This window comes from Collinsella aerofaciens (assembly GCF_015554145.1).
GTDB classification, from domain to species: Bacteria; Actinomycetota; Coriobacteriia; order Coriobacteriales; family Coriobacteriaceae; genus Collinsella; species Collinsella aerofaciens_AA.
Window position 1 is genome coordinate 59,909 of the sequence record NZ_JADNHZ010000008.1, and the last position, 25,026, is coordinate 84,934.

Below are 25,026 nucleotides of genomic sequence, written 5' to 3' on the forward strand. Positions count from 1 at the left end.
AATACGCTACTTGCGCAGCGGCTTGGGCAGCGGAATGCCGGCGGCGATGACGGCCGCGATGATCATGCAAACGATACCCTTGAGTGGGAAGCACATGAGCAGCAGGCCCACAACCATAACAGGCTGGCGCATAACGGCGCCCATCGTCGATGCCGTGCAGACGGCGACGCAAAAGACCGGATCTGCGCCGGTGAGGATGGCAAGGCCGTAGCCCAGGCTTACGCCCGAGAAGATAACCGGGAAGAAGTGGCCGCCGCGCCAGCCCATGTTGATGAGGGCGGGTGTCAGCATGGCCTTGAGAAGACCGGTCGCGATAAGCACGCCGGCGGGAATGGTCAAGTAGGTCTCCATAAGTACGTCGGCCTGGGTCTCACCGGCAAACATGGTATAAGGCAGAACTGTGCCGCAGATGGCGAGCGCCAGACCAGCCAGCATGGCCTTGACGACGGGGCGCTCCCCTATTGCATGGGACAGCGCCTCACTTGCATGCTCGGAGACAAAGTACAGCCAACCGCATACGGTGCCGACCAACGCCAGCGGAATGAGCCAGACAAGTTCCAGGTTACCCACCTGGGCGGCCTCGAACCTGGGCATGCCCATGCCGCCGCCCATAAGCTGGCCGAGCAGCAGATAGGTGCCCAGACCGCCGGCAATCGCGATGCCGTAGACCACGGTCTTTTGCGCCTTGGGCAGCTTGATGGTGATCTCATCGGACGCGGAGTCCTCGCCAGCGCCCTGGCCGTCGGCGCTACCGGCGAGCGGCGCCACAAAGCCAAACACGGGCGCGGTAAAGAGCGCCGTCAGGGCAGCCTGGGTGCCCAGCAGCGTGAGCTCCCTAAACTCGGCGCCAAAGCGACGCATGCGGTCGCCGACCCAGCTGCACAGACCCGCGATAACTCCGGTCAGGCCGGCCTCCGGTCCAATACTTCCGCCAAACAGCAGCGGCAGCAATGCCGCAAGCGAAAGCTTGCCGAGGTTGTCGTACGGGTAGCGACCGTCTTGTTTAACCTTGGCCATCACCTGGTTGAGGTCATCGGTCTTGGTGCCCGTAATCTTTTCGTACAGACCGATCAGCAGGCCGCCCAGCAAGCAGACAAAAAACGGGTACGGCAGAAAACCGAACGGGCCGCTCGCGAGCTCAGGCGAAGCGACGCCCAGCGCGTGCGGAATCTCGGTCCATAGATAGTCGACACCGTGCTCCATCGCAAAAAAGAACAGCCAGACCGCGGCGCCTGCGAACGCACCGGTCACGGCAACGCTAACTAAAAACAGCGCACGGTTTTTGGGTTTTGCAAGACTATCCATCGGGACCTCCCGTGGTCAAATTCGGCAAAGATACGTTTTATTGTAGAGCGAGCGTTACCCGAACGAGCCAACCGTCTGCGCCGCAAACGGCACCATTGGGAGTCATAGTGGGGCAGGCTCAAGACTTATCCGTTGATAATCGAGGCAATCTCGCGCAAATCGTCGGCAAAGTAGATGCCGTGCTGGCGCCTCGGGCTCGAAAGCCCTTTATCAATCATGTGCTCGAGCAACGCCTTAAGATCGTTGTAGTAGCCCCCAAGGTTGTACAGAATGCACGGCGCATCGAGATGCCCCAACGACACGGCGGACATGACCTCGGCAATCTCCTCGAGCGTACCCGTCCCACCGGGAAAGGCGATGAACGCGTCACCGAGCTCAATCATCTTGGCCTTGCGTTCGGCCATGTCACTCGTCACGATGAGGTCGTCGATACCGTCATGTTGAAACTCGGCCTCGATAAAAAAGCTCGGTTCAACACCCGTCACGTGTCCACCTGCCTCGAGTACGCTATCGGCGAGCGCACCCATCAGACCCGACTTGGACCCGCCGTATACCAACGCGTGTCCGTTAGCGCCAATCCAGTCGCCCAGCTCCTGCACCGCGGGCAGAAACGCCGGGTCATTGCCGACGCTGGCACCCAGGTATACCGTGATATTCATATTCAGTCCCCCTCGTCGTGACGCGCGGCGCCCGTTCTAGCGTTGGCGTCGGCGATATTCGCGCACACGGCGCGATAGGTCGGCAAGCTCGTCACGATCGAGCTCTTCCAAATGCTCCAGATCATCCATAAAGCGCGCCATGGTGTCCTTTTGGCGCATCTTGATGAGCGTGTTGCAGTAGTTCACCGCCACGCCCGTGAGCATGGCGATGTAGAAGATGCTGATGACGCTCAAAACGACGGTGATAGCGCGGGCAACCGGCGTCTCGGCCGGGATATCACCGAAGCCGATCGTCGATACGGTCTCAAAGCTAAACCAGAGGCCGTCGCCAAACGTAAGGGTCGTGGGCTCGGACAGCCAGACGGCCGTCGAGCACAGCAGATAGAAGACGAGAAACAGGCCCGTGATGCGCGCAAAGCCAGCCTGGCGCAACACGTCGGCAAGCGTCCTCAACTTGTTCATCGCGACCCCTTTTCCAGACGCCCAATCACATTCGCTCGTTATTGTCCCCAACTGCCGGGAGTGACCGTTTAGCGGTGCGGCGGCTGAATGGGCAGGCTGAGCTGGTATCCTTATGCGAAACTGTCTCAACTCGATAGGATTTCATGTGAAACCTTCCGCCGTCCTTCGCTTGGCTCTATATCGCACCCTGGCCGTCGCGCTTGCCGCGCTCGCCATACTGAGCGCCGTCATGCCCGCCCCCGCCTTTGCCGCCGACTCCGACCAGCAGGTCAAGACGGTCCGCGTTGGCTGGCTCGTCAACAACAAAGGCTTCCAGGAAGGCATGCCGGGCGAGCGACTCTCGGGGTGGGGCTACGAGTACCTCCAGACCCTCTCGTATTACACAAAGGGCTGGCAATACGAATACGTTAGCGGGACCTTCTCCGAGCTTATGGACATGCTCGAAGCAGGCGAAATCGACCTCATGCCCAACATCTCGTATTCGGCAGAGCGCGAGCAGAAGCTGCTCTTTTCCTCGAACCCCGAGGGCACCGAGCGCTACTACATCTACGCCAGGCCCGACCGAGACGATCTGGCCAAGGGTGACCCCCAGGCGCTCCAAGGCCTCACCATCGGCTGCAACTCTGGCGTTATGCAAACTATCGTCGGCCAGCAGTGGCTCGCCGACGAAGGCGTCACCTGCACCTATAAAGAAATCGACACCGGCAGTGCCCTCTTTGAGGCGCTTGCAGACGGCGAGGTCGACGCCGTCATCATGAACGATACCATTTCGTCGCCCGATGCGTCACCCATGTTCTACGTAGGCTCGAGCGACTACTATTTTGCCGTTCCCAAAAGCCGCCCCGATCTGATGAACGACATCAACGCCGCCATGACGACCATCGCCCGCGATAACCCGCGCTATAACGAGGAAGTCAAATCGAGTTACTCGACCCAAAACAGTGGCTCGTCATCGCTCACCGGCCCCGAGACCACCTGGCTCAAAGCAAACGGCAATACCATCACGCTCGGCTATCTTAAAAACCAACTTCCCTACTGTACGCAAAATGACGACGGCGAGATGGAAGGATCGCTCGCCTCGCTTGCAACGACGTTGCACGACAAGTTTGGTATTACGGTCAAAACAATCGCACTCTCGAACAACAAGCAAATGATCAAAGCCCTTTCCAACGGAACCATCGATGTCGCCCTGCCATTGTTTCGCGACTACTGGCTCGCCGAGCAGACAGGGGTCATCCAGTCAAACTCGATGGGAACGGTTTCGCTGACCGCCATTCACAGTGGCAAAAACCTGAACAGCGACCTTAAGAACATCGCTTGTACAAAGAGCACAATCGTTAACCGTTTTGAGCTCGAAAGTCTCTTCCCGAACGCAACAGTAACCGAGTACTCGAATGACGGCGAGGTGCTCAAAGCCCTCAATGAGGGGAAGGCACGTTGCATCATTGTCCCCAGCACGCGCCTGGAAACTCTCCGCGACACCTACGACATCGAGGATTTCGAAACACAGGAACTCACCAACACGGCGCAGCTATCGTGTTTAATTTCGCGCGGCAAGCCCGAGCTGCTGGGAATCATCAATAAGGGCATCGTCAATGCAGGTGAATCGCTCTCTGCAAACAGCTATTTCCCCACATCGTACTCGGCGCAAGAATCGGACACGTTCCAGTTTTTCTATCGCAACCGCACCGCCATTGCGACTGTTATCATCTGCATCTTGCTCACCAGCATCGCCATCCTTGTCTGGTCGCTTTACCGCGCACAGGAGGAACGGCAGAAAGCTGATGCCGCCAACACCGCCAAAACCGCTTTCCTCACGCGCATGAGCCACGACATCCGCACGCCGCTCAACGGCATCCTGGGCCTTATCGAAATTGAGGAATTGAGAGAAGGCGACATGCAGGTCGCCCGCGAAAGCCGCGCCAAGGCGCGCGTTGCCGCCAATCACCTGCTGTCACTGATTAACGACATCCTCGAGATGGGCAGGATCGAGGAGTGCAAAGTGACGCTCGAGCACGAATCATTCAACCTTAAAGAGCTGTGCGACAATGCGCTCGTACTGTGCAAGCTCCGCGCATCGGACCGCGGCATAACCATGCTCGACACCAGCGAGCCCTACGCTGTCGATCAATATATGATCGGCAGCCCCACCCATATTCGGCAGATCCTTGTCAACCTGCTCGACAACAGCATCAAGTACAACAAGCACGGAGGCACCGTCACGTTCTCATCGACCATCAAACCGGTCGACGACGAGCATGCCGTGTTTTGCTTTAGCGTCTCGGATACCGGCATTGGTATGACGCCCGAGTTTTTGACGCACATTTACGAGCCGTTTGCCCAGGAAGGCGACGATGCGCGCAGCAAGTTCCAAGGAACCGGCATTGGCATGTCTATCGTCAAATCGCTCATCGATATGATGGGCGGCACGATTGAGATTTCGAGTGAGGTTGGCGCGGGAAGCACGTTCAACGTCCAGATACCGCTCGATATCGACAAGAACCCTCAGGCAAAAGAACGTGCGTCCAAGCAGGCATACAGTTGCTCGCTTGCCGGCATGAACGTCCTTTTGGCAGAAGACAACGAGCTCAATGCCGAAATTGCCCAGGCTCTACTCGAAAGCGAAGGCATCGTCGTAACGCGCGCCGCCGACGGCAACAAAGCAGTCGACCTATACGTTAGTCGTCCCGCCGGCAGCTTCGATGCGATCCTGATGGACATCATGATGCCAGGCATGGATGGCTACGAGGCAACCCGCGCGATTCGCCTGAGCGAAAAGGCCGATGCAGCCGACATCCCCATCATCGCGCTCACTGCCAACGCCTTCAACGAGGACGCCAAAGCGGCACACGATGCCGGTATGAACGCCCATCTGCCCAAACCGCTCGACTTTAACAAGCTCAAAAACATACTCGCCCGCATCAAGAAATACGGATCCGTTTCGCTATAGTTTGTGCTCAACCACCATGCACAGCCAGAAAGGAAGCCAACGATGTTTAGGCCCTTACGTCGAAAGAAACGCGCCATCACTGACGAGGAAGCGCGCGAGTTGCTCGCCACCTGTAAGCGCGGCGTCTTTGCCGTCAACGGCGATGATGGCTACCCCTATGCCATTCCCGTCAACTACTTCTTTGACGCCGAGCACGACAAGATTTATTTCCATGGCGCCAAGGCCGGCCACAAGGTCGATTCGCTCAGGCGTGACGATAAAGTCTGCTTTACCGTTTACGGCAACGAGTGGTACAAGGACGGCGACTGGGCTCCTTACGTCATGAGCACCGTGGTCTTTGGCCGTTGCCGCCTGGTAGATGAAGCGCCTGCGTTTATCGAGGACAAAGTCCGCCAGCTCGCGCTTAAGTACTACCCTTCCGCCGAAGAAGTCGAGGAAGAAATCGCCAAAGACATCAAGGGCGTCCAACTCTACGAGATTTCAATTGAGCATCTCTGCGGTAAGCAGATTCACGAAAAGTAAGCCCCTCAGCAAGCCTCATCAATAGCAATATGGCCCGGTTCCAACCCACCTTGGAACCGGGCCATATGCTTATGAAGCGTCGGCGGCTATGTGCGCAAGCGCCTCAACGAGCTCCTGCGAACTCACTGGTTTACTCAGGTGCGCGTTCATGCCCGCCTCACGCGAAAGCCTGCGATCGTCGGCAAAGGCGTTGGCGCTCACGGCGATAATCGGCGTGGTCGCGGCATCCTCGCGATCGAGCGCTCGAATCCGACGCGTGGCCTCAAGGCCATCGATACCGGGCATCATGATATCCATCAACACCACGTCGTACTCGTGCGGCGCGCTCGCGGCAAACATCTCGACGGCAGACTCACCATCCTTAGCATGCGTCACGACGGCACCGGCGCGGGCGAGCGTAAACTGTGCGATCTCGGCATTCAGGTCGTTATCCTCTACGAGCAAAACGCGCAAGCCCTGGAGCGCATCGCCGTCGCCCGCATTCACGCGCACTGCCTGAGGAATCTCGGAGCACTTGCACTTCTCAAACGGCAGACGTATGGTAAACGTCGTCCCCTGCCCCAAGATGCTCGAAAAGCTCATGGTTCCGCCCATAAGCTCGACCAACTGTTTGGCAATAGGCGCACCCAGGCCAGTTCCCGATGAAGCGCCTTCCACCTGCTGCTCCTCGCGACAAAACGGCTCGTAGAGGTGCTGTTGAAACTCCTCACTCATGCCAATACCGTTATCGGCAATCGTGTATTCATAGACAGGAACGCCATCCGCTGGCTCCACCTCGCGGCACGCCAGGCGAACATAGCCGCCCCGGCGATTGTACTTGACGGCATTGCCGGCAATATTGAGCAACAAGCGTTTGAGGTGCGTCACGCTCACCCGCGCATAGGGATGATTAAGCGTCTGCTGATCGCAGATAATTGTCACCAGGCGCTCCTCGGCCTGGCGCTCCAGAATATCGCGCACCTCGTGGTTGAGGGTCACCAAATTTGTGGGAACAAGCTCCAGGTCGACCTGCCCGCTCTCCAGGCGACTCATATCCAGGGCCTCATTCGCAAGGTCGAGCAGCAGTCCCGATGCCGTCCAGATCTTTGAGCGGCACTCGGTCTGCTTTTGCAGATCGTCCGCATTGGCATCGCCGACCTCAACCATGCCGCGAATGCCGTTGATGGGCGTGCGCAGATCGTGGCTCATGCGACGCAGGAACTCCGTCTTTGCCGAGTTGGCAGACGAGGCCTCACGCGCCGCCTTTGCCAGCTTGTCGCCATAGTCGCGCTCCTGCTGCAGCAAGTCCGCCAAACGTCGACGATCAGCGCGGCGACGCACCATCACAACAGTGGCTACAACACCGCTGTAGAGCACCAGCACGCCGGCAGCGACAGCCGCGACGACCTCAAAGTAGCGCTGCGCCGAGGCATAGGTGTACACGTAGAATTTTTGCGCTTTGCCGTATGTGCCCAAATACCACTCGCCGTTGACGTTGACCAGTCGGACTTTGCCGGGCAGGCATCGATCCTTAATTTCGTCAACAATGATGGCGTCCGTCGCGGGCAGGTCGAACACGCCCAATACGGTAGGTTCGACGGCATTGGTCGCAACGACCTTGCCATCGTTTTCGATCACGATATTGCCGCTATCGATGGTTTCATAGCCATCAAGCAGGCTCTGCAGTTTGAGTGTATTGCTTGCAACTGCCTTCGCGCTCTGATGCCTTACCGAGATAACGATACCCTCGCCATCCTGCCGGGTTACACAGCCAATGTCTGCGACCGAATCATCCGCAAGCGTGATGCGGGCGGTATAGGACTTAAGCGGATGGGTTGCCACCTCCAGCACGGGTGCCTCTTTGAGATACGTAGCAAGCGACTCGTAGTCCACGCCATCCGTCGAGGACTCGGACACCAAATTGCCCGATGCGTCCGTCACGATCAGTGCGCTCACGTTGAACTGGTCAGCATATTGCTCCAGCGCGGCATTATCCACCGAGCCGTCGCGCTTTATATCGCGCGCTACCTCTCCGGCAATCTCCATCACGCGAATCAGGTTTTTGGTCACATAGGCGCTGTTAAACGCATCGTAGGAAAGGCTCTGCGTCGCCACGTAGTCGACAACGTCGGCAAAGCGCTGCTCGGCCTGGGCCGTGGTGTAGCCGTAGCTCATCATGCCGGCGACAACCGAGAGCGCTATACCCACCAGGGCGGCAAGGAGCCATACCCAGGTCGAATGATTGCCCTGCTCCTGAGCGGTGTAGTCGGGCGCATCGATCACGACAGGCCCTCCATATTCAAAAATGGTGAGGGGTCATCAAAGTACTTTGACACCAGGCGTTCCATGGTGCCATCGGCAAGCATTTCTTGGTAGGCATGGGTGAGTTTAACGTCGATACCGCGCGTGTCGTTGATATCGAAAGCGGTGCCCAAACCAACCTCCAGCAGCGGCTCGTTCAGAATGCGATACGTCACGCCATAGTCTTTTTCATAGGTGAGCAGCGAGGACTCATGTGCGGCGATAGCGTCGACCAGGCCCTCGACGAGCGCCGGGTTCAGGTATGAGCGGTCCGAGAAGCTGTAAAGCTCCTTGATTTGCGGAACCTTTTCATTGGTACGGTTGAGTAAAATGCCCTCGGGCTTGGTGGTGGACTGCACCCCCACGACCCTGCCCTCAAGATCGGCGAGCGTGTAGATGTCGCTTTCGGGATTGACCGCGACCACCTGGCGGCTCGCAAGGTACGGACCGGCCCAGCGATACTCGCTTTCGCGACCCGTCATACTAAAGCTACCCATGACACAATCGAGCTCGCCGCTCGCCAGCAGCTCTTTCTTCTTTTCCCAGTCAATCAGCTGGTATTTTGGCTTGTAACCAACGCGGGCCAACGCCTCGGTCAATATCTCGACATCCAGGCCAACGATATCGCCGTACTCGTCGGTATACACAAACGGTGGGTAGAGGTCGCTGCCGACGTTGAGCGTCTTAAGGTCGTCGTCTTTGACCTGAGAGGCATCCAGGCCTTTTGATGCAGACGTCGAGGCTTCGTCATTCGACCCAGAACAGCCAGCTATCGCTACGACAAAAGCACTCGCCACTGCAAGCGCAACAAACAACGAAACGGCAACCGAGCGACGGGGTCTTTTCATCGAGCTCCAGACGATCCTGTTTACAGACTGAAATGCTAGAAATAATAGCAAATGGAACCACTCGAGCGCCCAATGGTTACAGATGCCTTACCATACGGGGCCTTCCAGCCGACGCGGCAGAAGGCCCCGCATGCAGAGCACACTTACCGTGCATTAAAAACGTAACGGTCCAGGCGGTCGCACGCTTCCCTCACGCGCGAAAGCGGCAGCGCCAGATTCACGCGAATGTGGCAGGGTCCATGGAACGGGCGGCCGTCCTGATACCCCACGCCCACGCGTGCCCCCTCGTCGAGCAGCCACTGAATATCGCGGCCATGCTCGTGGCACCACTCGGTGCAGTCCAGAAACACCATATAGGTGCCCTGCGGACGCGAATAGGACACGCCCGCAAAATGCTCGTCAACGTAATCGCAGAAGTACTCGATATTGCCGGCAAGCACCTGGTTGAGCTCGTTCACCCACTCGTAGCCTTGCGGCTGGTAGGCACCGATAAGTGCATGCATGGAGAGAACATTCATCTCGTTGTAGTGAGTCTTGTTGGACACGGCGCACACGCGGTCGCGCAACGTCTCGTTATAGATGATGTGGTAGCTGCCGACCAGGCCCGCCAGGTTGAACGTCTTGCTCGGCGCATAGAGGGCAACCGTGCGCATGCGGGCATCCTCGCTCACCGACTGCGTCGGGATATGCTTGTGACCAGGCAGGATGATATCGGACCAAATCTCATCCGAGATCACCACGCAATCGTGCTGGCGATAGATGTCCATGGCGCGCTCGATCTCGTCGCGCTCCCATACGCGGCCGCAGGGATTGTGCGGCGAGCAGAACACCGCGGCATGAATGTGGTTTTGGGCGAGCTTTTGCTCCATGTCCTCAAAGTCCATACGCCACACGCCTTGGTCGTCGAGCCTAAGCGGGCTGTGGACAATGCGATAGCCCGCAGCCTCGATGGACTTGGTAAAGCCGATGTAGGTGGGACTGTGGACCAGCACCGTATCGCCCGGCTGGACATATGCGCGCAACGTCGACACGACACCGCCCAGCACGCCGTTTTCGTAGCCGATATGCTCCGGCGCCAAGCCCTCAACGCCGTTGCGACGGCTCTGCCATTCGATGATGCGGTCGAAGTACTCGGGACGCGGATTGAAATAGCCAAACATGGGGTGCTGGGCGCGCTGAATGATGTACTCCTGGACCGTGGGCACCGTGGCAAAGTTCATGTCCGCCACCCACATGGGGATGCGGTCGAAGCCCTCGTCGGGTGCGTTCGGGGCCATACCGGGGATCTCACCCCAAGAGTCAACAGCGATGGCGTCCGTACCGTGGCGGTCGATAAGCGAAGTAAAGTCGTATTTCATGCTGAGCTCCCGTGCAAAGCGGATTGTTTCGGTAGGCGTTATTGTCCACCAGCGTAGACGGTTTTTGCACGGGTTTTGGTCTTAAAGTTGGCGGGGTCGGACGAATCGCCGGTTAGTCCTGCGCCTCTTTGACGGCGACCACCGTTAGCCTGGTTCCGTCAACGGTAAAAGACACGTCGAGTCCGGCGTATGCCAAGTGATAAACGCGGTTTGGCTCGTGCTTGCTGCCTGCGCGGCGCGGATCTTGGCGAAGGACCTCGACCAGGCCGGGGAGCTTTGCGGGCGCGACCATGTCCTGCAGCGTTTGCGGGAGCTCGACATCGAGCTCTTGCCACGGCGCATCCTCAATCCAGCCACCAGTCGCATCCGGGTGACAGTCTGCAAACGGAATGTAGGGCTTGATGTCGTAGATGGGCGTGCCGTCGCGCAGATCGGCCCCCAGCACATGGATGATGGGACCATCGTCGGTGAGCTCAACACGGCTGAGCTTGACGCAGGTAAGACCGATGGGATTAGGGCGAAACGGACTGCGTGTGGCAAACACGCCCACGCGTTCGGCTCCACCCAGACGCGGCGGGCGCACGGTTTTCGACCATTTTGCGTTGGTGCCGGACCTGTCCCGCGTCTTGGCATCGGCGGCAATATCCTTGGCCGTGCCGCCGGGCGTGCCGTTTTCAAAACGCCACAGCAGCCATAAGTGAGAAAAGGAGTCCAGACCCTCAACCGCTGCGTTGGAGGCAAATTCCGGCTCAAAAACGATACGTCCCTGCAGATGGGGCGCCAAAAAGCTGTTGCGTGGGATGCCGAACTTCTGCGGCAGATCGGTGTGTATGTGTGCAATAGGTTCCATGTCGGTCATTGTACGGCATGGAGGTGTGGGGCATTGCGCGCAATTCTTCGCCGCGGTCCCCCGTCGTGCAACCAACGGTTGCTTGGAAGGGCACCTGCTGCCGCGTATGCTTAAGCCATCAACCAGCAGAAAGGAGCCGTTATGGCCTTTGCAGAAAAGCTCATTGCTGTCCGTCGCGCCCATCACCTTACCCAAGAGCAGCTTGCCGCCAAGCTCTTCGTCACACGCCAAGCCGTCAGCCGTTGGGAGCGCGACGAGGTCACACCGGGCATCGACATGATGAAGCTCATCGCCGCCGTAACCGGGGAGCCGCTGTCTCACCTGCTCGAAATGCCCGAGCACTATTGCCAGAGCTGCGGCATGATACTCACGCCCGACGACTGCGGCACCGACGCCACGGGCGCCACGACCGACCATTACTGCAAGTGGTGCTACGACCACGGCAAGTACACCTACGACACCACCATGGAGGCAATGATCGAGGATTGTGCCCCGCGGCTGGCACAAAACACCGGCATGTCGCTCGACGAAGCCGTCTCGCTCATGGGCGCCGTCCTGCCACAACTGGAGCGCTGGCGCACCGTGCAGGAAAACGAGGAGCGCTACGGCGCCGAAGCACGGGCGCGCTATGGCGATGAGGCTATCGATGCAGCAAACGAAACGTTACTGGACATGGATCCTCAGACATGGAACGACATGAAAGAACTCGAGCGCGCTATTCTGGGTCAGCTCTCGATTGCCATGGGCGACGGCGATCCAAAGAGCAGCGAGGCCCAAAAACTTGTTGCGATGCATCGTCGTTGGATTGGCCTCAACTGGGGAAGCGAACCCCAAGACGAGGCATACCTGGGGCTCGCTCACGGCTATCTTGCCGACCAGCGCTTTGTCGACTACTACGACAAGCCCTGCGGCGCCGGGGCCACAGCGTTTCTGGTCCAGGCCATCGAGTCATCGCTGGCTTGCGCATAGACCGCGGCGGCTTTGGGTATCTCAATCGAAACCTCAACCGATTGGAGACACCATGGCTACTGATCATGAGCTCGTGTTGTACGTTATGACCGGCTGCCCGTATTGCATAAAGGTCAAGCGCTTTTTGGCCGATAACGGCGTGACCATTCCCGAACGCAATATCTCGACCGACCCCGATGCCGAGCAGACGCTCATCGCCGTCGGCGGCAAACGCCAGGTTCCCTGCCTATTCATCGACGGCGCACCACTCTACGAATCGAGCGACATCATCGCCTGGGCACAGAACAACCTGCTCTAGCACTCATTGGGGACGCACTTGAATGAGTAGTTTCACTCATTGGGGACGTACTTAAATGAGTAGTCGCTAAAGAACGTCCCCGATGACTAGTCCCCCGCCGAACCCAAACATGTACGCCAGCATCCAAAGTCGACTTTTTTCGACATCTTTGGATGCTGGCGTACAGCTTTTTTGCGCGGGTCCCTCACAACCACTCGTTGGGGACGCACTTAAATGAGTAGGTAGGAATTCAGTTTCTCAAATTTATAGAACATACGTTTGCTTATATGCTATACTCGCCTCAAGGCATGAGACTGGTCGAGAGCTCCCGCGGAGGTCCCCAATGACACGCTGGAGCGGGTTCGGTAAGTAAGATCGGTGGTTACCGCACTCGCCCACCTCAGACAGGTTGCGCTCCTGTTCGCCGTCGCCATCAAAGAACGGCACTCACAACCAAACGTTTCCGTTATCCGTGAGTCACACAGGAGTGCATTGCTATGGCTAAAAAGATTCCAACCCTTTCACCCGACATTATTTCAAACACCTGCTCAGATATCAGTAGGATTGTCGAGGCCAAACACCTCGGCCAGAAAGGTATCAACCATGAGACCTCCTCGGAAGGGGCTCTGCTCATCGGGCGCCGTCTCGAGCAAGAGATTGCCGGATACCCCATCTCCAATCTCAATGGCTTACTCTCGCCCATCGCTTGCCACCTCAAGCAGTACTTTAGCCCAAGCCTGGGCCCGACTTATCTCAAGCGTTGCATAAAGCTCGCACGAATTGTTCCGGAAGACATGGGTTTTCGACCGGAGCTTGATCTGGAACACTATCAGTCGCTCGCTCACATCGCCGACAAAGATCTGCGCTTAGATCTGATGAACGTTGCCGCGGATAACCATTGGAGCGCGATGCGCATCGATCGTCATGCCCGCTATCGAAGTCCGCAGGACACTTTGGATGCTTGGGAGCGCCGTGTGCTTGAATCAAATCAAGAAGTACGGCGCTTCGCCCGCGCCTACACAGATGCCTGTGGAATCATTTCACTCGATGAACTTATTGAGCTCTACAACTCCTGCGCCCCCAATCCAGTCTCGAGATTTGAGATAAATGAGACTATTTGGCAAATCAGGAACGAATCGGGACAAATCGACAATCCCTGCATTATATCCAGAGATAGAAAACTCTATCTCATAGCACCAGAGCTCGATGACGCTGTTGATGAAGCCCCTTATTACTATGATGACTACGGATACTCTTATCGAAAATATGAACGGCGCAGCGAATACACCGGCGAGATGCGCGCGCTGCGCGAACGGCGCGTTGGCATCAGAGTAGCAGCCATCTTCGCCGGTCACGAACGCCTTCCAATCAAAAGGCTCAGCTATGACGAAGTCATCTGCGGGCATATAAAGTGCAGTCGATCTGCCGAACGACTCAAGCAGTACGTCCTGAGAGACCCTGAGCTCAAGGCATCTGATCTCCATGCAAGAGAAGATGAGTTCGATTTCATCATGACAAAGCTTTTGCGTTCCGTTGGACTCAACGGTATGCCGACAGCCCAGCAAATTGCCGAAGACGCAGCTTTCTTATTGATTGTCGTACGACCCGAGCTTTATGAACGCAAGAAAACACCCGAGGTCTCCAAGCTCCTCTCGATAATCTATGAAGACGCTCCCCTCTGGGAGTTCAACGGACGCTCACATTCCGAGCTGAGAAGCGAAGAAGTGCTGGAGCCTCCGGTGCCAATTTCACATCGAGAAGTCCAATCAAAACAGGCCGCTTAACCCTATTAACTGCTTGCATTTTTGTCTACAAAACTGTATACAAAAAGAGAGGCCCTTATGGAGCTCATCGCAATCCACCCCCATGCCCTCAAGCACGGGCTGACGGAGACGGATATTACATGCGCCTGGAACTCCGCTTTCGCATGGTTCAGGCGTGATCTTGAAAATGGAGGTATCGATTACGTTCTCGTTGGACTTGATGGAAGAAGCCGTCTCATGGAACTCATCGCTCGATATTGCCCCGATCGAGATGGCTACATCATTTACCACGCCCTTGTCCCTCCTACGCGCAAGGTGCTCAGGGAAATCGGGGTCGATCGATAGGAGGCGCTATGGACGCTAAGCAGCTCGAGAAGATGATGGGGTTTGCTCCCGGAGAGCTGGAAAAGGCAGCAGAGGCATACGAAAAAGATGAGTGGCCAAAGGGCCGCACCATCAAGTTAGGGAGGCCGCCGATCTCCGATGAGCCGAGCGTTGTTTTGTCGGCACGCGTGGGTGAATCGGTTCTTGAGGCGTTTGACGCAAAGGCAAAGCGTCATGGGCAGACACGCACAGAGCGGATCAGGGAGCTCATTACGCTCGATGCAATGATTGCCTAGTCCCCCGCCGAACCCAAACGTGTACGCCAGCATCCAAAGTCGACATTTTTCGACATCTTTGGATGCTGGCGTACAGCTTTTTTTGCGTGGGTCCCTCACAACCGCTCATTGGGGACGCACTTAAATGAGTAGTCGGTTAAGAACGTCCCCAACGACTACCCGATGACACGGCGATCCTATTCCTCGATCTCTTTCCAGCACTGAGGATCGGCTTCGTACATATCGCCTGTGTAGCCATACGTCACAGCGGGGCAGCCTCGGCACCAGCCGAAAAGCTCGCATTTGGAGCACTTCTTGAACTTTTTAAAGTCGCGCTTTGCTTCCATCTGCGGCGAAAAGAACAGCTCCTCGAGCGTGTTCTCGGCAACGTTGCCCACCTTGCTCTCCATGCGACGACATGCATAGACGTCGCCCGTAGGCAGCACCGTCATATGGCCCGTACCGCAATGGCAGCCGTCATAGATCATGCCGGGCTTGGCGCTCGTGGGAATGGTGAACTTGCCCTGCTCCCACAAAAGAAGCGTCCACAGGTGATCTTTGAGCTGGAAGAACGTTTTGCAGCCCGCAGCCTGGTGAAACTCCATACGCTCTTGCGCAGCCAGCAGCACGTCGCGATATTCCAGCGGCTCCAGATGGAACTCATCGCGCTTTTGGCCCGAGGTGGGACAGTATCGTCCAAAAGCGAACACGTCGACTTCAAGGCTTGCCACAAGGTCAATGAGCTGCGGCAGCTCGGCGGCATTCATGCTCGAAACCGTATTCATAACGGCAACCCAGATACCTGCGCGCTTAAGGCACCCGATCGCACGCAAGGTCTCGGCAAACGAACCGGGCTTACGGAAGTAATCGTGCGTTTTCTCGAGTCCATCGAGCGAGAGCTGGTATTTGCGGCACCCCAACTCTTTCATGCGGGCGCAGACCTCGTCGGTTAGGTGGAACGGATTGCCCATCACGCACCACATAAAACCCCGCTCGTGCAAAAGCTCGGCAAGGCGCCAAAAATCGGGATGGAGTATGGGGTCACCGCCCGTAACGTAAAAGTACGGCTGACGACCGATGCGTTCGCAGAGGGCCTGGGGCTGATCGACGACCTCGACCATCTGCTCCCACGGCATGCGCTTAAAACCAGCGCAGGCACCGTTGGCGAAGATATAGCAATGTTTGCAACGCTGATCGCATTCATCCGTAATATGCCACTGGAAGGCAAACGCGGGCTTTTGCATCGTGGGACTCCCTTGGTCGATGTTCAAATTGATGACGGTATTGGGCTACAGGCGCTCAACGGCGCCGACGGGGCAATTCTCTTCACAGGCGCCACAGTGCAAGCAGTGCTCAGACTCTATGCGATACGAGCCACCCGGCTCGATGCACTTCTGCGGACAGTGCTCAAGACAGGTACCGCAACCGATACACGCATCGGAATCAATACGAAAACCCTTAACGGGCGCGGACGCCATGTCCTCGTCTAGGGTAAAGACAGCGCGCTCAATAGGACGAACCCCCAGGTTAAAGTAGTCGAGCACGATGTTTTCGACCTTAAAGATAATGTTGATATCACGCGTATCACCGGGATAAACGTTGGCAAGATACGGCTGCTCGGCATAAATAACGTCACGCCAGTAAACTTGCTCGGAATCCAAGGCGGGAGTGGCAACGCCGGACATGCGGATCATTTCGTTAAACCGCGTGTGGACGAGCGTTTGGACGCGCCCATCGGCCATAAGCTGGCGGGCCATCTCCTTGCCGCGCGCCGTGAGGAAGTAGATGGCGCGGGACTCGTAATGTACAGCGCTCACGCAGCGAATTTGCGGCGCGCCATTTTCGTCCACAGTTGCCAGCGAGAGCGTCCCGGCAAGCTGCATCTTCTTGAGACAAGTCTGAGCATCCATTACGAGTCCCCTCCTAGCGATTGCCTACTGAGCGTCCGCAGCGCCGCAAGCGGTGCCGCAGGCCGGAGCAGCCTTGGGATCGGCGGAGCCACAAGCAGGGGCGGCAGCAGGATCGACGGAGCCGCAAGCAGGAGCAGCCGCGGGATCGACGGAGCCGCAAGCGGTGCCACAGGCCGGCGCGGCCTTGGGATCGGCGGAGCCGCAGGCGGGCGCGGGATCGGCGGTACCGCAAGAAGCGAAGGCGGCAACGTTCTCGAGATTCTCGGACATGGCAATTCCTTTCGATTGGGGGCGGCTGGGCGAAGCCGCCCGGACGTAGACGCTTTTGCGCCTAAGCACATCATGCGAGGAATACACCCCACCCAAAAGAAGGCACTAATCTATTAGCCAGTTACCAAAAAGTAAGTTGTAGCCGCGGGCGCCAGCAGCTGCGATAATGCAAGCAACCTACCCGATTGCGAGGTTACCATGCTCACCAAAGAAGAACTGCCTCCCTGCCCCGTCGCCACGTGTTTTCAGCTCTTTGGTAACAAGTGGAAAATCTATATCATCCAGCAGCTCATTGAGCAGCCCCTGGGCTTCAACGCGCTACATCGCTCTATTCCCGGCATCAGTCAAAAGGTGCTCTCGTCAAACCTAAAGGAAATGGATGCCGCGGGACTTATCACGCGCACCGTCATTCCCGAAACGCCCATCCGTACCGAATACGCGCTGAGCGAGCTGGGTCAAAGCCTTATGCCCATCATCGATTCTCTTGTGGAATGGGGCACCGACTACCAGCAGCTTGTGCGAAGCTCCTAGCAGCTACGGGCTTTTGCAAATTGAGCGCCGTGGGGCATACCGCTCCACGGCGCTTACCTTTTTGTGCCTTCTTTTGAAGAAGCGGTCCGGGTTGCACACTGCTGTCAAACACGCCCAACTCAATTGGACAGGAGGTCAGCCATGAATCAAGCCGAGCGTCGTATTTGGCTTATCAATGCATTGCTCAACGAGCGAGCGGACGGACGCGGCATTGCCGTTCCCGCCGGAGCCGGCGAGCAGCGCGATTTGCTCAGGGCCCTTATGAACGTGCGGTCGCCCGAAGCGCTCGCGACAGAGGTGCTCGATATCCAGGATGCCTACTTGCAGCAGCGGCTTGTTGAGCGCGGCGGCGCAACCGATGCCGGCACGCTTCCCTACTGCAATCGCATTGCCGTCTGGCGTGGCGACATCACGCTGCTTAAGGCCGACGCCATCGTCAACGCCGCCAACAGCCAAATGCTCGGCTGTTTTGTGCCGGGACACCACCGCATCGACAATGCCATCCACACATACGCCGGCATGCAGCTGCGCCTGACGTGCGCCAGCCTCATGTGTAAACAGGGGCATGAGGAACCGACCGCATGCGTCAAGGTCACGCCAGCCTTTAACCTGCCCTGCAGCCATATCTTCCACACCGTCGGTCCCATCGTGCCCAACCATAAGCCTGGCCCGCGCGAGGAACTGCTACTGCGCCGTTGCTACACCAGCTGCCTGGAAGAAGCGACGAGCCGAAAGCTCGACACGCTTGCCTTCTGCTGCATTTCGACGGGCGTCTTTGGCTATCCCCAACAAGCCGCCGCGCGCGTTGCCATCGATGCCGTTCGTCATCATCTAGACCATAACGACCCCAACCTTAAGGTGATCTTCAATGTTTTTCTCGCGTCTGACGAGCCAATCTACCGCGACCTTCTCCAAGCAGATCGCTAAGCTCCGAGCCGCACTCGATGCATCCGACGCCGTGATAATCGGCGCCGGCGCGGGTCTTTCCACCGCGGCTGGCTACGCCTACGCGGGAGAGCGCTTCGAGAAACTCTTTGGCGACTTCGCCGCACGCTACGGCTTTACCGACATGTACTCCGGCGGTTTCTACCCCTATGACTCCCTCGAGGAATACTGGGCATTTTGGAGCCGCTATATCATGTGCAACCGATATGACCCCATACCCAAGCCCATCTACGAACAGCTTTTGGTCCTGCTGCGCGACCGAGATTACTTTGTGCTGACCACAAACGTAGACCATTGCTTCCAACGCGCCGGTTTCGATAAACAGCGACTCTTTTACACGCAGGGCGATTATGGTCTATTCCAGTGCAGCAAGCCCTGCTGTCAGGAAACTTGGGACAACGAAGAGCTCGTACATTACATGGTCGCCGCCCAAGAAGACCTGCGCATTCCGTCTGCGCTAGTGCCCCGTTGCCCCCATTGTGGCTCCCCGCTCACGATGAACCTGCGCGCCGACGACACGTTTGTGCAGGATAAGGGCTGGTGTGCCGCGGCCGACCGTTACCAAGATTTCCTGCGCCGCCACAGCAATATGCGCGTTCTGTTCTTGGAGCTTGGCGTGGGTGGCAACACGCCCGTCATCATCAAGTACCCGTTTTGGCAGATGACCGCCAAAAACGAGCGCGCAACGTACACATGTGTCAATTTTGGCGAGGCAGTCGCTCCGGCAGAAATCGCCGATCGCAGCATTCTAATCAACGCCGACGCAGGGCGTGTGCTGGACGCACTTGCCGTCCAAGCCGTCAGATGACGAAGCCGATGCTCAACATAGTCATTGGGAACGTTCTTGAATGACTAGCCGTTAAAGAACGTCCCCAACGACTTCATTTAGCCGCAAAAGCGGGCTATGGGCGCGAGCGGCTGCTCACGAAAGACGCGCTCGACGGCGGCGCGGTATTCGTCGACCTTTTTGGTCTTGCGCACGATCTTGTGAACGTTAGCGGGATCGGCGAAGGCGCATTTGGCGTAGAACCACCACTCCTTCATGCGAAAGACCGCATTGCCGCCAATCTCTTCTGCATACGCCGCAAACAGCGTGTCGTGGAAGCGCTGCAGCTCAGCAGGTGTGGCAGCAGGACCGCCCTTAGCCATGCGAGCCAGCGCGGGGTTCGCAAGCAAGCCGCGCCCCAACATTACGTGACGCGTTCCGGGATAGGCCTCCACCAGCGCATCCATGTCCTCAAGATCAAAGATGTCGCCGTTGTAGGCCACCGGGAACGGCGCCCGCTCCAGCGTCTCGCCGTAAAACTCTTTGCGCGGCGAGCCCGCATAGCGGTCCTTTTGCACGCGTGGATGCACGATCAGCTCCGCCAGCGGCATGCGGCAATAGAGGTCGAGCACGCGCTCGTACTCCTCGTCGTTCTCCAGTCCCAGCCTAGTCTTGACCGAGACGGGCAATGGCGAGCGCTCGCACACGTCGCTCAAGAACACCTCGAGCTCATCCAAGTTGCGCAGAAAGCCCGAACCCTTCCCCTTGGCGACAACCGTGCCCGAAGGGCAGCCAAGGTTGAGATTGACCTCGCGGTAACCCATGTCGGCGAGCACCTGCGCCGCCCACACAAACTCGTCCGCGTTTTTGGACATCAGCTGAGGCACCACGTTAAGCCCCTGGTTATTGGCGGGATCGACCTCTTTAAACGCCTTGCCGCCAAAGCGGTTGCCCACCCGTGGCGGAGGCAAAAACGGCGTGTAATAACAATCGAGCGCACCGAAACACTCCGCATGCACGCAACGGAACACATGCCCGGTAATCCCCTCCATAGGGGCCAGCGATAAATACATCGACATCCATTCTCACATCAATGTGACAAAGGGACTGTCCCTTTGTCACATTTGCAAATCATCATTCGGCTGTTTATTTTGGCACACATACGTATCGGGCGGCATCATCGCGTGGGCACAGGAGCAGCCGCTCTAAACCAGGGCTGTCGTGGCACTTTTGCCGTATGACCTGCGCTCACCGATGGCGGGATTCTCTATACTGAGTCACATATGACGGCATCGCGCCACAACGACCGCCACGACACCAAGGACCAGCCATGGCAGCACTCTCCGAACAAGAACGTAAGCGCATCCAGCGATACTGCATCTGCCCCAAGGTTGCCGGAGCGGCGCTTGCCATGGCATTCGTGCTGCCCTTATCGATCATTCCCTTCGAAATGATCGACGACATCGTCTTCCATCACGAAAGCTTTCAAGAGACGGGCATGATGACCGCCTTGGTGCTCACCGCCATCGAGCTCGTCATATTCTGCTATTGCGCTCTCGCCCCGCGCTTTGGCATGCGTGGCAAGCAATGGAAGGAAATGCAGTACCGGCTCGCCGTCGAGCAGAACGAGAAAGACCGCTCGGCACAAATCGCAGGCGTTGTTGGCACGCAGGCCGCCGCACGCCTGCTCAAGAACAGCGACAACGAGGCTGCACGCAACCTGGGCGGCGCGGCAGAAGTCGCCGCTGCCGTAGGCGCCGTCGCCACCGCGGCAGACGTGCTTGCCGAAAGCTTTGCCAACGCGAAGGCCATGGCAGAGGCCTGTGGCGTACCTATCCCCCATGCAAAAAAGTGGATCGTCGCGCTTGTGGCGCTGCCCCTCGCAATCGTGTGCGGCGCCTATATCCCACAGCTGGCGCAGGGAAACATCGAGATGCAAGAAAACGCCGCGGCCGCGGCCGAGCAGATCGCCATCGCTCGCAAGGCGCTCGAGCCCTCATGCGAGTACGTGTCCGCCGATGACCCCTACGAGCGATATCAAGACTACGGCTATCACGTCCGCGGCTATCTGCACGACGGCGACTCCGATGCCCAGAAGACCTATACGTACCTGGATTTTGACAACAAGGGGACGCTCGCGGAAGTGAGCTACGCGGCAGAGGTCGACCCCGATGCGAGCCTCGAGGACAACCTCGCCCGCATCGAGCTCGATCTTGACGAGCTTTCCTCTGTCGTCCAAACCATAGACGTCAAAACCGCAAGTCCCGAGCTCCTAGCGCCGCAAAAGCTCCCCGAAGAGTTTAGGCAGGCTTTTTTGAGCGGCTCACTCTACGAGAGAATCTCTATCAGGACGAGTGACGGCCCCGTCAAAGCGTATTACTCGTTTGATACGGATCCCAAGGACGAGTTTGACGAGTATACCCATCCAACCATCCGCATCACGCTGATGGGCAAAACAAGCTAGACGCAGGAGAGAAATGTGACAAAGGGGCTGTCCCTTTGTCACATTATTCGGAGCGTAGGGCTTCCACGGGGTCTTTCTTGGATGCGCTACGGGCCGGCAGCAGGCCGGCGACAACCGTCAGCAGCACCGAAATCGCGATGAGCACCAGCGCATCCTGCACGGGCAGGCTCATCAGGTTGGGGACCTGCTTGGCCGCAAGCGCCCAGGCATTGACCGGGAAGCTCACGAGCACCACGACGACAATGGCAAAGACGCCGGCAATGAGGCCCTCGATAAAGGTCTCGGCATTGAACACGTTGGCCACGTTGCGCTTCGATGCGCCGATCGCGCGCAGGATGCCAATCTCCTTTTTGCGCTCCAGTACGCTGATGTAGGTGATGATGCCGATCATGATGGAGCTCACGACCAGGCTGATGCTCACGAACGCGATGAGCACCAAGCTGATGGTGTTCACGATGTCGGTCACCGAACCCATGATGATACCCATGTAGTCGGTGTACGAGATGGCCTGTTCATCGTGGCTGGCAGCTTTGACCTGCTTGTTGTACGCATCGATGTGATCAAGAACGCGCTCCTTGGCCTCAAAGTCGCGCGGGAAAATCTTAACCGAGATGGGGTCTGCCTCATCCGCATAGCCCAGCGTGGTCAGATTGTTATCGTAGGTGAGCTTAGATGCCTTGGCATAGCTCATCATGAGCGAACTCAAGTCCTCGGCGTCCATGTTGAAATGGATGGCACGCGCAAAGGCGCTCGCATCCACACGCATAGCGCTCGCCAGGTTGGCAAAACTCGATGACATCTGCGTCGCCATCTGGCCCATGAGCCCTGCCGCGCCCGCCTTGAGCTGAGCTGACACCGTCGCCGCAATCCGATCGCCGATCGACTTCATCACCTGATCCATAGCCTGCTGCAGATACGGAGCCAGCTGCTTTTGCACATAGTCGGTCATCGCCTGCTGCAGGCGCTCGGCCAGGGCATCGCCTCCGAGCGCCTTGAGCTGGGCCAGGATTTGCTGGGCTGCCGTATCACTCTCAAGATACGTCGAGAACGCGGCGGCAAGCTTTGATGCGTCCTTAAGATCTTCGGGCGACAGCGCCTTAAACTGATCAGACTGCAAAAAGCCCTCAAACAGCTGGTTGGCTAGCGTTCCCACCTGCTGCATTTGCTCGGGCGTAAGTTCCAGACCGTCAAAGATACCCGAAAAATCTGGGGTTGGCGCTTTGGCCATGATGTCGCTGAAGTCGATGTCCTTCCCAACACCCGAAAGGTCAAGGTCCAGCCCGGACAAGTCGATACCAGAAAGGTCCATACCGCCGGCCGCACTCGAGAGCGCAGACGTATCGAACGAGAACGCATCCTTGAGCGCCGCCTCGTCCACACTGAACATGCTGCCCAGATCCACGCCCTGTTTGGCCTCGCTCTGCAGTTCGGCGAAAGTTTTACCCGTAAAGACATCCGTCTCGGGATGGGCAAGTTGCTCTTGCACAATCTGCGAATCGGCGGCACGCTCCATAAGCTGGCGAGTCAGCGCATGCGTATAGGCAATACCCGGGGACAACGCACTCGCGTTGGCGGTCTCGTTAGGTCGCACCACGCCCACAACGTGCACGTCGATACCGTCGGCAACCTTGGCGGCCATAAAGTCGGCGTCGCCAGACATGTCAGTCCACATGCCGGTCTCTTCGTTTTTGCGATAGGCATCGGCCGGCGACAACACCTTAAACGTCGTGGACAGCGCATCGTCGTAGGTAAAGTCGGTGCCGGTCTCGGGCGTTTCGACCCCACCGTCAGCCGTCATAGCGCTGTTCACCAGATCGTTGAGCTCATCGATATCCAGCGCACCGATGCTGTAGAGCGTGTAGTCGCCCACCGTGCCGCGGCTCGAAAGCACCATCACGGCTTCGTTGGCAGACGTGGGCCAATGACCGGCGACGACATCGTACTGACTGTCGAGCAGGCTCTGATCGTCGATCATCTCGTTAAAGACCGAGGTTCCCATAGAATCCATGCTCACCGTTGCCGCCGAACTCGCGCCTCCGCTCATGGCCTCGGTCATGGCGTTGGGCACCAGTCGGACAGGCTTCTCATCGCCCTTCCCGGCACGATAGACAACCGGCGATACACCGTAGCCGTACTGGATGGCATTGACCTCTTTATCGATGCCATCGCCACCGGCATCGAGCCATGCCTTAAAGCTCGTCATGTCGTTGGACTTAACGCTCGCAAACATATCCTTTACGGCCGTGACCACGGGGATTTTATCGGTTCCCTTAGCCTTGCCGCCGGCACTGTCGTCGGACGAATCCGCGTTTTCAGGCGAACCATCATCCACAGCCCCCTGTCCGCCCATCATGGACGACAGGTCGTAATCCTGCTTGGAAATGGTGAGCGGGTAGCTCGAGAGCGTATCCTCCTCGACCTTTTTGATGTAGCCGTTTACGCCGTTGGACAGCGCCAGAATCGCCGCGATACCGATAATGCCAATCGAGCCCGCAAAGGCCGTCATAGCCGTGCGGCCCTTTTCGGTCATGAGGTTTCGGGCAGAAAGCCCCAGCGCTGTCACAAAGCTCATCGAGGTTTTGCGCGTAGGCTTAGCCTCGCGACGCGCGGCCTTTGCTACATCAAAGGGATCGGAATCGTCGGTGATCTTGCCGTCCGCCAGGTTAACGATGCGCGTGGCATATTGGTACGCCAGCTCAGGATTGTGCGTGACCATGATGACCAGGCGGTCGCGCGCAACGTCCTTGAGCAGATCCATGACCTGTACGGATGTCGTTGAATCCAAAGCGCCGGTCGGCTCGTCGGCAAGGACGATCTCAGGGTCATTAATCAGGGCGCGGGCGATAGCCACGCGCTGCATCTGCCCGCCCGAAAGCTGGCTCGGACGCTTGTTAACGTGCTCGCCCAGGCCGACTTTCTCCAACGCCTCGCGCGCACGCTGGCGACGCTCGGCATGCCCCACGCCCGTGAGCGTCAGCGCCAGCTCCACGTTTTCCAAAATGGTCTGATGCGGAATGAGGTTATAGCTTTGGAACACGAAGCCGATGCGGTTGTTACGATAGGCGTCCCAGTCGCGGTCACGGAAGTCCTTGGTCGAGATGCCGTCAATCAGCAGGTCACCAGAATCAAAGTGATCCAGTCCGCCGATAACGTTGAGCATCGTAGTTTTACCCGAGCCCGAGGGACCCAAAATGGCCACGAACTCGTTATCGCGAAAAGACAGGTTTACGCTGTCGAGCGCCACCTGCGCAAACGACTGCGTAACGTACCTTTTGCAAATACCTTTGAGCTCCAGCAT

Annotated in this window: 23 protein-coding genes; 11 read left to right on the forward strand and 12 right to left on the reverse strand. The window is 57.8% G+C overall.

Features of this window, described 5'->3' with window-relative positions; all coding sequences use genetic code 11:
• Window positions 1–6: 6 nt before the first annotated feature.
• The 3 genes from I2E13_RS04615 to I2E13_RS04625 form a co-directional block, all read right to left on the reverse strand.
• Window positions 7–1,305 carry a chloride channel protein gene (locus I2E13_RS04615; protein WP_195404310.1) on the reverse strand — a complete coding sequence of 433 codons (1,299 nt, stop codon included), beginning with the start codon at window positions 1,303–1,305 and terminating at the stop codon, window positions 7–9.
• 125 nt (window positions 1,306–1,430) lie between these two features.
• Window positions 1,431–1,964 (reverse strand): LOG family protein, encoded by a 534-nt coding sequence (locus I2E13_RS04620; protein ID WP_117635830.1) that lies wholly within the window; start codon window positions 1,962–1,964, stop codon window positions 1,431–1,433.
• Window positions 1,965–2,000: 36 nt separating this feature from the next.
• A complete protein-coding gene (locus I2E13_RS04625; protein ID WP_055252221.1) occupies window positions 2,001–2,426 on the reverse strand; it encodes a potassium channel family protein in 426 nt (141 codons plus the stop codon).
• A 145-nt stretch (window positions 2,427–2,571) separates the two neighbouring features.
• Between I2E13_RS04625 and I2E13_RS04630 the strand changes: the two genes are divergently transcribed.
• On the forward strand, window positions 2,572–5,376 hold the full coding sequence (locus I2E13_RS04630) for an ATP-binding protein (protein WP_195404311.1): 2,805 nt from the start codon (window positions 2,572–2,574) through the stop codon (window positions 5,374–5,376).
• A 42-nt stretch (window positions 5,377–5,418) separates the two neighbouring features.
• Window positions 5,419–5,898, forward strand: a complete 480-nt coding sequence (locus I2E13_RS04635) for a pyridoxamine 5'-phosphate oxidase family protein (protein ID WP_117790905.1) — start codon at window positions 5,419–5,421, stop codon at window positions 5,896–5,898.
• A gap of 69 nt (window positions 5,899–5,967) precedes the next feature.
• Here the strand turns inward: I2E13_RS04635 and I2E13_RS11195 are convergent, their stop codons facing one another.
• From I2E13_RS11195 to tsaA, 4 genes are all read right to left on the reverse strand, one after another.
• Window positions 5,968–8,160, reverse strand: coding sequence for a hybrid sensor histidine kinase/response regulator (locus tag I2E13_RS11195; protein ID WP_195404312.1), 2,193 nt, complete (start codon window positions 8,158–8,160; stop codon window positions 5,968–5,970).
• Complete coding sequence (locus I2E13_RS04645) at window positions 8,157–9,026, reverse strand: substrate-binding periplasmic protein (RefSeq protein WP_195404313.1); 870 nt, start codon at window positions 9,024–9,026, stop codon at window positions 8,157–8,159. Before I2E13_RS04645 ends, I2E13_RS11195 begins: the two co-directional genes overlap by 4 nt.
• Before the next feature lie 143 nt (window positions 9,027–9,169).
• Window positions 9,170–10,384, reverse strand: a complete 1,215-nt coding sequence (locus I2E13_RS04650; protein WP_195404314.1) for a MalY/PatB family protein — start codon at window positions 10,382–10,384, stop codon at window positions 9,170–9,172.
• A 112-nt stretch (window positions 10,385–10,496) separates the two neighbouring features.
• Window positions 10,497–11,234: a tRNA (N6-threonylcarbamoyladenosine(37)-N6)-methyltransferase TrmO gene (gene tsaA / locus I2E13_RS04655; RefSeq protein WP_229057823.1), complete on the reverse strand. Its 738-nt coding sequence runs from the start codon at window positions 11,232–11,234 to the stop codon at window positions 10,497–10,499.
• 141 nt (window positions 11,235–11,375) lie between these two features.
• Between tsaA and I2E13_RS04660 the strand changes: the two genes are divergently transcribed.
• From I2E13_RS04660 to I2E13_RS04680, 5 genes are all read left to right on the forward strand, one after another.
• Window positions 11,376–12,203 carry a TipAS antibiotic-recognition domain-containing protein gene (locus I2E13_RS04660; protein WP_195404316.1) on the forward strand — a complete coding sequence of 276 codons (828 nt, stop codon included), beginning with the start codon at window positions 11,376–11,378 and terminating at the stop codon, window positions 12,201–12,203.
• 52 nt (window positions 12,204–12,255) lie between these two features.
• Complete coding sequence (locus I2E13_RS04665; RefSeq protein WP_195404317.1) at window positions 12,256–12,501, forward strand: glutaredoxin family protein; 246 nt, start codon at window positions 12,256–12,258, stop codon at window positions 12,499–12,501.
• 476 nt (window positions 12,502–12,977) lie between these two features.
• Window positions 12,978–14,264, forward strand: coding sequence for a hypothetical protein (locus tag I2E13_RS04670; protein WP_195404318.1), 1,287 nt, complete (start codon window positions 12,978–12,980; stop codon window positions 14,262–14,264).
• 57 nt (window positions 14,265–14,321) lie between these two features.
• Window positions 14,322–14,588 (forward strand): hypothetical protein, encoded by a 267-nt coding sequence (locus tag I2E13_RS04675; protein WP_195404319.1) that lies wholly within the window; start codon window positions 14,322–14,324, stop codon window positions 14,586–14,588.
• A gap of 8 nt (window positions 14,589–14,596) precedes the next feature.
• Window positions 14,597–14,863, forward strand: a complete 267-nt coding sequence (locus I2E13_RS04680; protein WP_195404320.1) for a ribbon-helix-helix protein, CopG family — start codon at window positions 14,597–14,599, stop codon at window positions 14,861–14,863.
• A gap of 176 nt (window positions 14,864–15,039) precedes the next feature.
• Here I2E13_RS04680 and acgM read toward each other — a convergent pair whose 3' ends face one another.
• The 3 genes from acgM to I2E13_RS04695 are packed head-to-tail and all read right to left on the reverse strand — an operon-like array spanning window position 15,040 to window position 17,022.
• The gene (gene acgM, locus I2E13_RS04685; protein ID WP_195404321.1) at window positions 15,040–16,086 is read right to left on the reverse strand and encodes a radical SAM/SPASM domain protein, ACGX system; all 1,047 of its coding nucleotides are present in this window, start codon (window positions 16,084–16,086) and stop codon (window positions 15,040–15,042) included.
• Between the two features lie 45 nt (window positions 16,087–16,131).
• Window positions 16,132–16,752 (reverse strand): 4Fe-4S binding protein, encoded by a 621-nt coding sequence (locus tag I2E13_RS04690; RefSeq protein ID WP_195404322.1) that lies wholly within the window; start codon window positions 16,750–16,752, stop codon window positions 16,132–16,134.
• A 24-nt stretch (window positions 16,753–16,776) separates the two neighbouring features.
• Complete coding sequence (locus tag I2E13_RS04695) at window positions 16,777–17,022, reverse strand: hypothetical protein (protein ID WP_118270501.1); 246 nt, start codon at window positions 17,020–17,022, stop codon at window positions 16,777–16,779.
• 198 nt (window positions 17,023–17,220) lie between these two features.
• Here I2E13_RS04695 and I2E13_RS04700 point away from each other — a divergent pair, with 198 nt between their 5' ends.
• From I2E13_RS04700 to I2E13_RS04710, 3 genes are all read left to right on the forward strand, one after another.
• Window positions 17,221–17,553: a winged helix-turn-helix transcriptional regulator gene (locus I2E13_RS04700; protein ID WP_117862845.1), complete on the forward strand. Its 333-nt coding sequence runs from the start codon at window positions 17,221–17,223 to the stop codon at window positions 17,551–17,553.
• Window positions 17,554–17,694: 141 nt separating this feature from the next.
• Entirely contained in the window at window positions 17,695–18,480 is a 786-nt protein-coding gene (locus I2E13_RS04705; protein WP_195404323.1) for a protein-ADP-ribose hydrolase, read from the forward strand.
• Window positions 18,422–19,306: an SIR2 family NAD-dependent protein deacylase gene (locus tag I2E13_RS04710; RefSeq protein WP_195404324.1), complete on the forward strand. Its 885-nt coding sequence runs from the start codon at window positions 18,422–18,424 to the stop codon at window positions 19,304–19,306. The genes I2E13_RS04705 and I2E13_RS04710 overlap by 59 nt, the downstream gene beginning before the upstream one ends.
• Before the next feature lie 77 nt (window positions 19,307–19,383).
• Here the strand turns inward: I2E13_RS04710 and I2E13_RS04715 are convergent, their stop codons facing one another.
• Window positions 19,384–20,337, reverse strand: coding sequence for a tRNA dihydrouridine synthase (locus I2E13_RS04715; protein WP_195404337.1), 954 nt, complete (start codon window positions 20,335–20,337; stop codon window positions 19,384–19,386).
• Window positions 20,338–20,594: 257 nt separating this feature from the next.
• Between I2E13_RS04715 and I2E13_RS04720 the strand changes: the two genes are divergently transcribed.
• The gene (locus I2E13_RS04720; protein ID WP_195404325.1) at window positions 20,595–21,728 is read left to right on the forward strand and encodes a hypothetical protein; all 1,134 of its coding nucleotides are present in this window, start codon (window positions 20,595–20,597) and stop codon (window positions 21,726–21,728) included.
• Between the two features lie 43 nt (window positions 21,729–21,771).
• Here I2E13_RS04720 and I2E13_RS04725 read toward each other — a convergent pair whose 3' ends face one another.
• Window positions 21,772–25,026, reverse strand: a complete 3,255-nt coding sequence (locus tag I2E13_RS04725) for an ABC transporter ATP-binding protein/permease (RefSeq protein WP_195404326.1) — start codon at window positions 25,024–25,026, stop codon at window positions 21,772–21,774.